Below are 11,986 nucleotides of genomic sequence, written 5' to 3' on the forward strand. Positions count from 1 at the left end.
TAACACATTCAATTAAATTTATTTTTAAAATACTTTTCCATCAAAAATCTTTTCAATAAAAAATATTTTATTAGAAATTTATTTTTTATTTTTTTTATTTTATATATCATATAATTATATTTTAATCGATATAATTTTATTTCTCGATGTAATTTATATACGATTAATTCACCAATCATTATTTTTAAAAAAACATACAAATATAATTCAATATTCTTTTTATGATGATTTAAAAATTCTAGTAAAATTCCAATAACCATTTTTTCATCTTGTAAGTTTTTTTCAATTTTGACAATATCATTAGTCTCAACAGAACTATTGTCATTTTGACAATAATAATAAATATTTTTTGCACTAGTAGTAATTTTTCCACAATTTAAAATAATAAAAAAATAAATTAATGCATCTTCTGCCATGATTAATCTAGCGTTTAATATCTTTTTTTCTAAAAAAGAAAAAGATGCTAAATATATTTCTGTTTTAATAAGTTTAGAACAAAGATTCCAATAAGAAGTACTATTATTTTGAGTTATAATATTCTGACAATATTCAAAAACAGTAAAAGTTTGATCTTGTAAAAAATTTCCCCTATTTACAACCCCTGAAATTCTTTTATATATAAAATCAAACCATATAAAATCACTTTCTTTTTGAGTGTTTAAAATTCTCACACACTCTTCACAAGCATTAAGTTCTAAATAATCATCAGGATCTAAAAACATAATATAAGGAGAATTTACAATTTTACCCCCCCTCATACCTAGCCCTCAAAAGACCTAAATTCTCTTCATTATAAACTATTTTTATTCTTGTATCTTTTTTGGCATATTCTTTAGCTATTTCTATACTTTTGTCATTTCCACAATCATCCACAACGATTATTTCTATATCTTTAAAGGTTTGATTTATGCAACTTTCTAAAGCTCTTGCTATATATTTTTCTACATTATAGGTGGGTATAATTATTGAAATTTCAGAATTCTTCAACTATAATCTTCCTTTATATATATTTAAATAAATGAAAATTATAACTTAGGAAATTTAATGAAAATTTTACTTATAAATTATGATATGACGGTATATGGTGGTACTGAAAGAGTTGTTGCTAATTTGGCTAATTCTTTAGCAAAAAACCATGATGTGATTATTCTTAGTATATACAAAAAAAATTCTTTCGTTCCATTTTTATTAAATAAAAATGTTAATCTACATTTTTTATATAAAAACACAGAAACACCACTTAAATCTAAAAAAATTACAGCCATAAAAACAATAATAAACAATATAATTATCAATAAAATGATAAAAAAATGGCGGCGGGGGGTAGATGTCATTATATCAAATGATTATCAGACATTTGTACCTATATTTAAACTAAAAAATACACAATATATTAAAATTATACATGGAAATTTCAATGTTTACAAGCAATGTAATAATCTCTCTTATTTTCATAAAATTATTACTCTTTCAAGTAAAGAACTTGAGCAATGGAAGAAAAGACATCAAAATATTTATACCATTCCTAACTTTCTACCTTGCATTCCATCTAAAAAAACTAATTATAGACAAAAAAATATTTTAAGTGTAGGAAGGTTTACACAAGATGATTTAAAAGGATTTCTTAGGCTTATTGAAATTTGGAATATTATTCAAAATAATAAAAAATATCAAGAATGGACATTAACCATAATTGGAGAGGGGGAAAATAAAGAAAAAATTCAAACAAAAATTCAAGATAATAATCTTGAAAATTCAATCAAGATTAAACCTTTTACACAGGATATTGAAAAAGAATATCTAAACGCTAGTATATTTGCAATGTGTAGCTATTATGAAGGCTTTCCTATGGTATTAATAGAAGCTTTATCATTTGGGCTACCATTGGTTGCATTTGATATTAAAACAGGGCCAAGCGATATTATAGATGATGGAGAAAATGGATATTTAATACCAGATAATGATCTTTTATATTTTGCTCAAAAAACTAAAATTTTAATAGAAAATGAAAATTTAAGAGCAAATATGGGAGAAAAAGCTAAACAAAAAGCTATAAAAAATTTTTCTGAAAAAACTGTCATGTTAAAATGGGAGAAAATCTTAAATTTTTAACTTATATTTAATATTATCAATACACTTTAAAAAGAAATTTCTTTTAGGATAATCTATAGTATCTAATAAATCATTTATATAATATTTGGTTAACAAACTACCATAAATCCCGTTTTTATAAAATAAATTTTTATTCATTTTGTTAGTTTTCCACATTTCGGAAAATAAGTGTAAACAAGGTCTACCTTCATCAAAAACTTGTCCCTTGTCTATAAAATTTTTAACTTTATACCACGGAATTTGACAAGTTTGTTTATAATCCCATTTATATTTACCTAAATCCCATTTTTCAACCTGTTCTGCTAAAAACCAAGGACCTATTACCCCCCAAGGAATAATTTTTTTATTATCTATAATCTTTTTTGCTTCTTGTATAAGATTTTTCCCAAAATCCGAATTTTTAGGAAATTTTAAAAATGATGTTGTAATTCTTGGTTTAGTTTCATCTTTGTCAATCTCCTGGGTAAAAATATATTCTTGACTTAAATCCATATGATTTAAACAAACCATATCTAAATCTACCCAAAGAGCATCTCTTTGATATAAAAGATTAAACCTAAAATAATCCGAAAAAGCAGCTACTCCAGCTCCTCTATCATCGCTAAAATACTCACTAAAAGGTACAATCTCATTTGCATCTTTAAGTATAAAATTGCTAAATAATTCTTGAAATTTTAAAAATATTTTATCATCTAAATTATAAGTATACAGATGGAATTTATATCCATTATCAAGCCAAGATTTAATAGTAAGGATTTCCATTAGACCTATACCTTTATAACCTTTAGGAGTATACCAAAAACTTGAAATTTCAGTCATTCTTAGCCTTTTATTATTAAAATACAAACCTAATTATATAAAATCTAAACTTAATTTCTATTTTTCAAACTCATTTCCTCTTTCTCTAAAACACTAAATAATTTTTCATGAAAATTATCATTTTTAAAATCCATAGAAAGTCTTCTTATAAGTTCATTACTTTTCTTTTTATCTTTATAGTTTTGATTTAAAATTTCTTTATTTTTGTTTTCATATCTTCCATTTGGATTAAATTCATAATGATAAATGCAAGTTTTAAAAACAGCTATTTTCTCGCAAAACATAAAATAAATATAACAAAAAAGCACATCTTCGCCATAGCTCAAATACTCATCTATTTTAACTTTTTCAAAACTTTTTAAGATGATATCTTTTCTAAAGCACTTCGCCCAAACTGACCAGCAAAAATGCCTTTGTTTGCTTAAGAATTCTAAAAATTCCTTTTGATTAAAAACTTCATCTTGTTTAAAACGATAAAATTGTTTGGTTTTTACCCTATGCACAAAGGCATCAAAACAAAGCAAATCAAAACCTTTTTTCATCTCTTTAAACGCTATTTCACAAGCATCAAGAGTTAAAAAATCATCACTATCTAAAAACATTATAAAATTAGACCTAGAATGCAAAACTCCCAAATTTCTACTTGCAAAAGTTCCTAAATTTTCTTCATTTTGAAAGATTTTTATCCTTGGATCTTTTTTAGCAAATTCTAAAACCATATTTAAACTATTATCTTTACTTTTATCATCGATAATCAAAATTTCAATATCTTTTAAAGTCTGATTTATACAACTTTGCAAAGCTCTTAAGATAAAATCACAAGAATTAAAAAGCGGAATTATGATCGAAAGTTGTGGCATATTTTTCCTAAATTTTGTTAAAATAATAAAAACAATTCTATCAAAGTTTAGGAAATTTATGAAAATTTTTATACACCTTCCCACTTGGCTAGGCGATGCGGTGATGGCTTCGCCTGCTTTATATGCTATAAAAGAACACTTTAAAGATGCTCAATTTATCCTTTATGGTTCTTTGGTTTCCACAACACTTTTTAAAGAATTTCCTAATTCTAAAATCATCATAGAAAATAAGCAATCCCGCTACAAACAAGCCCTATCTTTACGCAAAGAACTTGGTAAAATCAATTTTAGCTTTGCTTTTAGATCTGCGTTTTCTTCTAAGATTATCTTGTATATTCTTAAAACAAAACAAAGATATTTTTTTAACAAAAACAAGTACAAAGAAGAACATCAAGTTTTAAAATACCTTTATTTTATAGAAAACTCGCTTGACATAAAAGCTCATTTTAAAGACTTAAAACTTCCCTTTAAGCTAAAATTTCAAAACCCTCTTGTCTTAAAAAATGGTAAAAAAATTCTAGGACTCAACCCTGGCGCAAGCTTTGGAAGTGCAAAAAGATGGGATGCGAGTTATTTTGCTAAAGTGGCTTTAAATTTCAGCCAAAGTCATGAAATTTTAATCTTTGGTGCAGGAAAAGCCGAACAAGAACTTTGTAATGAAATTTATCAAATTTTAAAAGAACAAAACATAAAAGTAAAAAATCTTTGCAATAAAACCACTATCAAAACCCTTTGTCAAAATATCGCTTTTTGCGATCTTTTTATCACAAATGACAGTGGTCCTATGCACATAAGTGCGGTTTATAAGGTAAAAACCGTGGCTATTTTTGGCCCTACGAAATTTACCCAAACTTCACCTTGGCAAAATCAAAACGCAAAATTAGTGCATTTAGATCTAGCTTGTATGCCTTGTATGCAAAAAACCTGTCCTTTAAAACACCACAAATGCATGAAAGATTTAAAGCCTGAAGTGATTTTAAAAGCAATTCAAAATTTAATTAATATCTAATTTTTTCTTAATGTAAAAAGTATAAGATAGTTTTAAAATATTTCTATAAAGTCTAAAAATTTCTCTAATAATTTTTCTGTAAAATTTAGCCTTCAAAAATAAACGTCCAGCTTGAGAAATTGAACTTTCTATTCTACAATCATGTTTTAATAATAAAGGTTTTTTAACTATATTTAACACATTATGTTTATAAAACATATCCATATAATCATCTACGGCATAGATCCAATTTTTAGCATATTTAAGAAATTTCTTTGCAGCACTTACTTGCAGTACATAACCTTGAGATCCAGCAAGTTTTTCAAAACTTAAATAATATCCATTCTCGTTCAAAAAATACAATCTTTTATCAAATAAATAACAAAGTCTTATATATTCATATTTGCTCTTTAATAGCTCATCTATATATTCTACTCCATTATTTAAAAATTCATCACTAAATTCCACATCATCCTCTAGGATGATTATAGGCTCATCAAGCTTCATGCATTCTTGCCAAAGTTTATAATGACTAGCAAAACAAGCTTTTTCTCCATCAGAAAGCCCTCTACCCAGCACCCAAGAACCCCACCAAGGAAAATGATCTTTAAATTCCAAATGTTCTTTATTTTTAGCATCAATAGCCTTAAAGAAAATAAATTCTAATTTATTTTTTAAAGTAGGATTTATTTCAAAAAGCTTTTGGATTTGTTTTTGCATATGCTCTTTTCTATCTAAAGAACGCTCTAAATTGATGATAAAAACTTTCATTAAAAACTCTCATCTATAATCTGACAAAGCGTATGTATGATTAAAATGTGCATTTCTTGAATTCTAGCTGTATCATCGCTTGGCACAACAAGATTATGATCACAAAGCTTATTCATCATTCCACCACCCTTTCCACTAAGCCCTAAACAAAGCATATTAAGTTCTTTTGCTTTTTTAAAAGCTTCTAAAACATTAGGGCTTTTTCCGCTCGTTGAAATACCGATTAAAACATCATTTTCATTTCCTAAAGCTTCCACTTGTCTTGAAAAAACAAACTCAAAACCATAGTCATTTCCTATAGCACTAAGTGCTGAAGTATCGGTTGTAAGCGCTATACCTGCTAAAGCCTTGCGTTCTTTTTTATAACGCCCACTAAGTTCAGCTGCAAAATGCTGTGCATCAGCTGCACTTCCACCATTTCCGCAAATTAAAATTTTACCACCTTTTTTAAGACACTCACATAAAAGCTCACCTACTTTAGCGATTTGTCCTTTTAAAATTTCACTTTTTTGAGCGATTTTTTGATGTTCTTGCCATTCTTTTTCTATTAAATTTATCATATTTTATCCTTAATCTTTTCTACGATCTTGCTTGTGCTAAATCCTTCTTCAAAGTCAATTAATTTAACCTTTGAAACGATATCCGCACCCACAACAAGCTTATCTTTATAATCAGCCCCTTTAACCAAAATATCGGGTTTTAAAAAGCTTATAAGTTCCAAAGGCGTATCTTCATCAAAAATCACTACAAAATCTACAAAATAAAAAGCTGCCAATATGCAAGCTCTTTGAAACTCTGAATTTACAGGACGACTCTCGCCTTTGAGTCTTTTCACACTCGCATCTGAGTTTAAACCTACAATCAAAACATCACCCAATCTTTTAGCTTTTTCAAGGTATTTTATATGTCCAAAATGCACTATATCAAAACAACCATTTGTAAAAACAATCTTTTTATCATTTTGTTTTAAAAGCGTTAAAAGTTCTTCTTTGCTTTTGATTTTTTTCTCAAAATCCACACGATTAAAACTCTTAATCTCATCAAAACTCACACTCACGCTACCTATTTTACTCACTACAACGGCTGCAGCTTCATTGGCAAGTTCGCAAGCTTTAAAAATTTCAATCTCATTTGCCAAACAAAAAGCCAAAACGGCGATCACACTATCGCCCGCCCCTGTTACATCATAAACTTCTAAGGCTTTAGCAGGTGCGATTTTTAAACTCTTATCAAAAAGTGCGATCCCCGCTTCTGAAAGAGTGATGATAGAATAACGCAAAGCAAAATCTTCTTTTAATTTTTTAATCCCTTTTTCTAAATTTTCACCCTCTAAATTTTCAAATTTCAAAGCCTCTAAAGCTTCTTTTTTATTAGGTGTAAGTAAGGTTGCACCACTGTATTTGCTAAAATCACTCCCCTTAGGATCAACCAAAACAGGGATATTTAAAACCTTAGCCTTTTCTATCACAGCCTTACAAACTTTAGGGGTTAAAACACCTTTGGCATAATCGCTTAAAACCACAGCCTTAAAGTCTTTAATCTTTTTATCAAACAAAGCAATAAGCTCATTTTCAAGCAAAATCTCACTTGTATCTTCTTCATCTAGTCTTAAAACCTGCTGATTGTGTGCCATAATACGATTTTTAAAAGGAGTTTTGCGTCCTTTTTGGATCAAAAATTCTCCTTTTAAATTTTCTTGTAAAAATTTCCCACTCTCATCATCGCCCACAACACCGAATGTAAAAACATCAGCTCCCAAGCTTTTTAAATTTGCATAAACATTCGCAGCCCCGCCTAATTTTTTATCTTCTTTAAGAGTTTTAGCTACCAAAACAGGGGCTTCAGGGCTGATACGCGAACAATCACACCAAGTGTAATTATCCACCATAAAATCCCCTATAATCAAAATTTTAGGTTTTTGCTGGCTTAAAAACTCAAGCATTTACTTCCTTTTCAAAAAGTCTTTTTATCTCATCTAAATAATCTTTTATACCCTCTTCAAGACTAAATTTTGGCTGATAATCCCAAGCTTGTTCTAGTTTTGCTTCAGTATGGAATTGATAAGATTTTACATAAGGATTTGGGATATATTCACAAGGCAAATCAGTCTTTAACTCTTTTTGCAAAATATCAACTATATCTTGAAAAGTCCTTGCTTTACCACTGCCTACATTATAAACTCCACATTTTGAGTCAAGGGCGATTAAATTGGCACTAATAACATCTTTGATATAGGTAAAATCTCTATAAATTTTATCACTTCCTTCAAATAAGCGTGGATTTTTACCCGCTAAAATTTGATGTCCAAATTGCAAAACCATAGAAGCGGTTTTGTTTTTATAAAATTCGCCTTTTCCATAAACATTAAAATATCTAAGTCCTATCAAATGAGCTTTATCGTAGTATTTTTTCGCCAACTTATCCATCATCAATTTTGAAAAAGCATAAGGATTTTTTGGTTCTTCATCTTTACCTACAGTTTGCGGACTTTTTGCATCACCATAAACCGAAGCTGAGCTTGCATAAATAAGCTTTGCATTAAGATCTATGCTAAGTTCTATAAAATCTTTAAAAGTATTTAAATTGGTTTGTAAAACCTTAGTTTGATCAAAAACCGTAGTGTCTGAAATTGCTGCTTGATGAAAAATAATCTCTGGCTTAAAATCTTCAATCTTTTTTAAAACTTTTTCATCATTAATATCACCTACAAAAAGCTCTCCATCAAATTCAAGCAAATTTTTAAAATGCCCAAAACTTTGTAAATTTCCATTTTCAAAAGTCGCACTACTACGCATTTTATCGATGATTAAAATTTCATGTTTTTCTTGCAAATTTAAAGCCAGTTGTGAACCTATAAATCCTGCACCACCTGTAATTGCTATTTTCATTTAAATGTCCTTTTCTTTAAAAAAGCTCAAAATTTCTTTTAAATTTTTGCATTGCTTAAAAAAATCGCCTTCTTTTTTTTCTTCATTTACTAAAATCAAAGTACCAATATCAGCATTTAATCCTGCTTGCATATCGCTTAGATTATCTCCGATAAAGATAGAATTTTTCATATCCAAATCAAACTCATCTTTTGCTTTTAAAAGCATTCCTGCTTTAGGTTTGCGACACTCACAACCTTCTAAATGCGGACAATGATAAATTTTATCAATTTTTATATCTTGTTTGACAAATTCTTTAAGCATGTAATCACAAAGCTTTAAAAAATCACTTTCCTTGTAATATCCTCTTGCAATGCCTGATTGGTTTGTCGCTATAAAAAGCAAATAATTTTTAGCTAAAAAATATCTACAAAGTTCAAAAATTCCATTACAAAATTCGAAATCTTCTATTTTATAGACATATTTTTTATCTATATTAATCACACCGTCTCTATCTAAAAATAATGCTTTTGTTTTCATAAAAACATTATAATATAGCTTTTTTAAAAAGAAAATAAACATTATCTTTAATTTCTTAAGATTTTTATAAAAATAAAGATATATAATACCTAGCAATCTAATTTTTACTAAGGAGAAAACAAATGAAAAAATTATTAGTAGTTTCTGCTTTGGCATGTATTGGCGTTTCTGCTTTTGCTGCAGATGGTGCTACACTTTTTAAAAAATGTGCAGTATGCCATGGTGCAAATGCTGACAAAGTTTACTTAAACAAAGTTCCAGCCTTAAAAACTCTTTCTTCTGCTGAAAGACTTCAATACATGAAAGAATATTCAGAAGGCAAAAGAAATGCTTATGGTCAAGGTGCGATCATGAAACTTAACCTTAAAGGTTTAACTGAAGAAGATTTTAAAGCTATTGAAGCTCATATTGAAACTTTAAAATAATTTCTTAAAAAGGCTTTCCTTTTTAAGAAAGCCTTTTTTTATCCAAAGCTTCTTTTTTACGCCTTTCTAATTCTATAGCATCACGCAAAGAATCCTCATCGTCATTTAAAGTAGTAAATTTATAATCATCATCAAACTGCTTATTTTTAATCCCCCAAAGCAAAGTTGCCAAAATGATAAAAAACGCTAAGATAGACACCCCTATCATCATCATGATTATACTATTCATTCTTTGATCCTTAAAGCATTTAAAACGACTATTATACTACTAAAAGACATAGAAATAGCAGCGAACAAAGGATTAATCATGCCCAAAAAAGCCAAAGGTATGGTACAAGCATTATAAAACAAAGAAAAAGCAAGATTTTGCTTGATAATTTTAAAGGTGTTTTTAGATAATTTTATGGCTTTTTTTAAAGAAAGCAAGTCATTTTTCAAAAGTAAAACATCACTACTTTCTATAGCTAGATCACTTCCTTCTCTTAAAGTCATCGAAACACTTGCGTATTTTAAAGCTAGAGCGTCATTTACCCCATCGCCTACAAATAAAACTTTGTAATTTTTGCTTAAATTTTCTATAGTTTTCATTTTATCTTCAGGCAAACAAGAAGCTTGATAATTTTGAATTTCTAACTTTTTAGCGATTTTTTCCACTGCTTTTTGATGATCGCCACTTAGTATCATTAATTCTTTCTTTTCTTTTTTAAGATAAGCAATAAGCTCTTTTGCACCTTCTCTTAAAACACTATCAAACTCAAAAAAAGCTAAAATTTTACCTTCCTTAGCAAAAATAAAATGCGTATTATCAAATTCTTTAGTTACAATACCCTTTTCTTGCAAAAATTTAGAACTTCCACCTAAAAGCAACTCTTCATTTAACTCAGCACTTAAACCTTTAGCTTGAATACTCGAATGCTTTTTAAAATCTAAATTTAAATCCTTAGCTCCTTTTTGCTTTAAATATGACGCAATATTTTGAGAGATAGGGTGTTTAGAAAGTTTTACAAAATTATAAAGCTCATTTAAATCAAGCGCTTTATCCAAAAAAACCTCTTTAAGTTCAAGCTCTATTTTAGTCAAAATACCTGTTTTATCAAACATCACACAATCACATTTGCTTAAATCTTCTATCACGCTAGAACTTTTAAACAAAATATGCTTTTTTAAAGCCCTACCTAAGGCCACAAGATTGCTCACTGGTGTTGCTAAAGCCAAAGCACAAGGACAAGCGATAATCAAAACCGCAATCGCATTGACTAAAGAAATTTCAAAACTCGCTTCCTTGTAAAAAAACCAAAAAGCAAAACAAATAAAAGCAATCAATAAAACCGTTCTAGAAAAATAAGCCGAAAGACTATTGACCAAACTTTCAAGTTTTGCTTTTTTAGAACTTGCAAGTTCTAAAAGCTGAATAATTTGACTGAGTTTTGAATCTTTGTAAAGCTTTGTTGCTTCATACTCCACACTTCCATCAAGCACTATACAAGCTGAAAAAATTTCATCTTCTTTTTGTATGAGTTTTGGGATATTTTCTCCATTTAAAGAAGAAGTATCCACACTCATTTCACCACTTTTACAAATCCCATCGATTAAAATTTTATCTCCAGTTTTAAGTAAAATTCTATCTCCCAAACAAACCTTTTGCACTTCTTTAGGAACAAATTCTTTACCATTGAAAACTAAAACTTCATTTTGTAAAAAATCATTAAGCCCATCTATAGTATCTAAAGCACGCTTTTTACTAAACATCTCAAGATATTTACCTATAAACACAAAGCAAATTATCATCGCCACGGAGTCAAAATACACCTCCCCTACCCTAAAAAACATAGCCCATAAAGAATAAACATAAGCCAAACTCGCTCCGCTAATTACCAATACATCCATATTTAAACTATGCATTTTTAAAGTTTTAAAAGCGCTTTTATAAAAATGAGATCCCGTATAAAAAAGCACAGGAGAACAAAGGATAAATTCAGCAAAATTTAAAATATCCTTAGTATCCTTATCCATACCGCTAAAAAGTCCTGCGTATTTTGCCACTGCTATCCACATGATATTCATCACACAAGCTATAGCCACAACAAGCTTAGAATAAAATTCCCTTTTTAGTAAATCCGCTTTTTTTGAAGCCTTGCTCGCATCATAAGCACTCGCTTTATAACCTATGCTTTCAATAAGTCTTAAAATTTGCACCAAAGAAATACTTTGCTCATCAAAAACAATGCGTGCTTTATGGCTTAAATGATTGATATCAAGTTCTAAAATTCCTTCTTGCTTGGTTAAAATTTTCTCATTAAGCCACACACAAGCTGCACATTCTATACCATGTATCATAAGATAAATTTCACTAAATCCTTCTTTGGTTTTAGTGATAAACTCATCATAATTTTTCATTTCATTTTGAAAATTTACAGGGCTTAAGGTTTGATTTCCAAGCTTTTCATAAAACTCATCTAGTCCACTTTCATGTAAAATTTCCCAAACGCTCTCACAACCCTTACAACAAAAAAATTTACCCTTATACTCTATCATTTGAGCCTGTTTATAATCAAGTTTACAATGTTCACATTTCATAATCATTCTTTAAAAAAATATTTTTTA

At 28.6% G+C, this 11,986-nt stretch carries 14 protein-coding genes; 3 read left to right on the forward strand and 11 right to left on the reverse strand.

The genetic code is table 11. The features are described 5' to 3' along the window. Positions 1 to 8 precede the first annotated feature (8 nt). Entirely contained in the window at positions 9 to 758 is a 750-nt protein-coding gene (locus ELQ05_RS00815) for a glycosyltransferase family 2 protein (protein ID WP_243832724.1), read from the reverse strand. Then, positions 745 to 987, reverse strand: coding sequence for a glycosyltransferase family 2 protein (locus ELQ05_RS08340; protein ID WP_243832725.1), 243 nt, complete (start codon positions 985 to 987; stop codon positions 745 to 747). The genes ELQ05_RS00815 and ELQ05_RS08340 overlap by 14 nt, the downstream gene beginning before the upstream one ends. A 57-nt stretch (positions 988 to 1,044) precedes the next feature. Between ELQ05_RS08340 and ELQ05_RS00820 the strand changes: the two genes are divergently transcribed. Then, the gene (locus tag ELQ05_RS00820; RefSeq protein WP_134239845.1) at positions 1,045 to 2,112 is read left to right on the forward strand and encodes a glycosyltransferase family 4 protein; all 1,068 of its coding nucleotides are present in this window, start codon (positions 1,045 to 1,047) and stop codon (positions 2,110 to 2,112) included. On the opposite strand, the gene ELQ05_RS00825 is transcribed toward ELQ05_RS00820, so the two are convergent. Both ELQ05_RS00825 and ELQ05_RS00830 read right to left on the reverse strand, forming a co-directional pair. Beyond that, on the reverse strand, positions 2,101 to 2,931 hold the full coding sequence (locus ELQ05_RS00825; RefSeq protein ID WP_134239846.1) for a hypothetical protein: 831 nt from the start codon (positions 2,929 to 2,931) through the stop codon (positions 2,101 to 2,103). The two genes, ELQ05_RS00820 and ELQ05_RS00825, sit on opposite strands and share 12 nt — an antisense overlap. Before the next feature lie 50 nt (positions 2,932 to 2,981). Further along, positions 2,982 to 3,791, reverse strand: a complete 810-nt coding sequence (locus ELQ05_RS00830; RefSeq protein WP_057031457.1) for a glycosyltransferase family 2 protein — start codon at positions 3,789 to 3,791, stop codon at positions 2,982 to 2,984. A 58-nt stretch (positions 3,792 to 3,849) separates the two neighbouring features. Between ELQ05_RS00830 and waaF the strand changes: the two genes are divergently transcribed. Next, positions 3,850 to 4,800 (forward strand): lipopolysaccharide heptosyltransferase II, encoded by a 951-nt coding sequence (gene waaF, locus ELQ05_RS00835; protein WP_134224604.1) that lies wholly within the window; start codon positions 3,850 to 3,852, stop codon positions 4,798 to 4,800. On the opposite strand, the gene ELQ05_RS00840 is transcribed toward waaF, so the two are convergent. The 5 genes from ELQ05_RS00840 to gmhB are packed head-to-tail and all read right to left on the reverse strand — an operon-like array spanning position 4,786 to position 8,999. After that, on the reverse strand, positions 4,786 to 5,550 hold the full coding sequence (locus ELQ05_RS00840) for a glycosyltransferase family 25 protein (RefSeq protein WP_134239847.1): 765 nt from the start codon (positions 5,548 to 5,550) through the stop codon (positions 4,786 to 4,788). The genes waaF and ELQ05_RS00840 overlap by 15 nt on opposite strands. After that, complete coding sequence (gene gmhA / locus ELQ05_RS00845; protein WP_070317052.1) at positions 5,550 to 6,110, reverse strand: D-sedoheptulose 7-phosphate isomerase; 561 nt, start codon at positions 6,108 to 6,110, stop codon at positions 5,550 to 5,552. The genes ELQ05_RS00840 and gmhA overlap by 1 nt, the downstream gene beginning before the upstream one ends. Beyond that, entirely contained in the window at positions 6,107 to 7,492 is a 1,386-nt protein-coding gene (gene rfaE1, locus ELQ05_RS00850; protein WP_134239848.1) for a D-glycero-beta-D-manno-heptose-7-phosphate kinase, read from the reverse strand. Before rfaE1 ends, gmhA begins: the two co-directional genes overlap by 4 nt. Then, positions 7,485 to 8,438: an ADP-glyceromanno-heptose 6-epimerase gene (gene rfaD, locus ELQ05_RS00855; RefSeq protein ID WP_070317050.1), complete on the reverse strand. Its 954-nt coding sequence runs from the start codon at positions 8,436 to 8,438 to the stop codon at positions 7,485 to 7,487. The genes rfaE1 and rfaD overlap by 8 nt, the downstream gene beginning before the upstream one ends. Next, complete coding sequence (gene gmhB, locus ELQ05_RS00860) at positions 8,439 to 8,999, reverse strand: D-glycero-alpha-D-manno-heptose-1,7-bisphosphate 7-phosphatase (protein ID WP_088303468.1); 561 nt, start codon at positions 8,997 to 8,999, stop codon at positions 8,439 to 8,441. An 80-nt stretch (positions 9,000 to 9,079) separates the two neighbouring features. Here gmhB and ELQ05_RS00865 point away from each other — a divergent pair, with 80 nt between their 5' ends. Beyond that, a complete protein-coding gene (locus tag ELQ05_RS00865) occupies positions 9,080 to 9,382 on the forward strand; it encodes a cytochrome c (RefSeq protein ID WP_070317048.1) in 303 nt (100 codons plus the stop codon). Between the two features lie 22 nt (positions 9,383 to 9,404). Here ELQ05_RS00865 and ccoS read toward each other — a convergent pair whose 3' ends face one another. Together ccoS and ELQ05_RS00875 are read right to left on the reverse strand one after the other, a co-directional pair. After that, a complete protein-coding gene (gene ccoS, locus ELQ05_RS00870; RefSeq protein WP_002852798.1) occupies positions 9,405 to 9,611 on the reverse strand; it encodes a cbb3-type cytochrome oxidase assembly protein CcoS in 207 nt (68 codons plus the stop codon). After that, positions 9,608 to 11,965 carry a heavy metal translocating P-type ATPase gene (locus ELQ05_RS00875; RefSeq protein WP_088303469.1) on the reverse strand — a complete coding sequence of 786 codons (2,358 nt, stop codon included), beginning with the start codon at positions 11,963 to 11,965 and terminating at the stop codon, positions 9,608 to 9,610. Before ELQ05_RS00875 ends, ccoS begins: the two co-directional genes overlap by 4 nt. Positions 11,966 to 11,986: the final 21 nt, after the last annotated feature.

Origin of the sequence: Campylobacter sp. US53 (assembly GCF_004378995.1) — a bacterium.
Classification (GTDB): Bacteria; Campylobacterota; Campylobacteria; order Campylobacterales; family Campylobacteraceae; genus Campylobacter_D; species Campylobacter_D jejuni.

Bases quoted from the DNA above. Each gene is read 5' to 3' on its own strand.
- gmhB (WP_088303468.1), bottom strand. From the start codon at position 8,999: ATGTTTATTTTCTTTTTAAAAAAGCTATATTATAATGTTTTTATGAAA.
- ELQ05_RS00840 (WP_134239847.1), bottom strand. From the start codon at position 5,550: ATGAAAGTTTTTATCATCAATTTAGAGCGTTCTTTAGATAGAAAAGAG.
- ELQ05_RS00865 (WP_070317048.1), top strand. From the start codon at position 9,080: ATGAAAAAATTATTAGTAGTTTCTGCTTTGGCATGTATTGGCGTTTCT.
- gmhA (WP_070317052.1), bottom strand. From the start codon at position 6,110: ATGATAAATTTAATAGAAAAAGAATGGCAAGAACATCAAAAAATCGCT.
- waaF (WP_134224604.1), top strand. From the start codon at position 3,850: ATGAAAATTTTTATACACCTTCCCACTTGGCTAGGCGATGCGGTGATG.
- rfaD (WP_070317050.1), bottom strand. From the start codon at position 8,438: ATGAAAATAGCAATTACAGGTGGTGCAGGATTTATAGGTTCACAACTG.
- ELQ05_RS00815 (WP_243832724.1), bottom strand. From the start codon at position 758: ATGAGGGGGGGTAAAATTGTAAATTCTCCTTATATTATGTTTTTAGAT.
- ccoS (WP_002852798.1), bottom strand. From the start codon at position 9,611: ATGAATAGTATAATCATGATGATGATAGGGGTGTCTATCTTAGCGTTT.
- ELQ05_RS00825 (WP_134239846.1), bottom strand. From the start codon at position 2,931: ATGACTGAAATTTCAAGTTTTTGGTATACTCCTAAAGGTTATAAAGGT.
- rfaE1 (WP_134239848.1), bottom strand. From the start codon at position 7,492: ATGCTTGAGTTTTTAAGCCAGCAAAAACCTAAAATTTTGATTATAGGG.
- ELQ05_RS00820 (WP_134239845.1), top strand. From the start codon at position 1,045: ATGAAAATTTTACTTATAAATTATGATATGACGGTATATGGTGGTACT.
- ELQ05_RS00875 (WP_088303469.1), bottom strand. From the start codon at position 11,965: ATGATTATGAAATGTGAACATTGTAAACTTGATTATAAACAGGCTCAA.
- ELQ05_RS00830 (WP_057031457.1), bottom strand. From the start codon at position 3,791: ATGCCACAACTTTCGATCATAATTCCGCTTTTTAATTCTTGTGATTTT.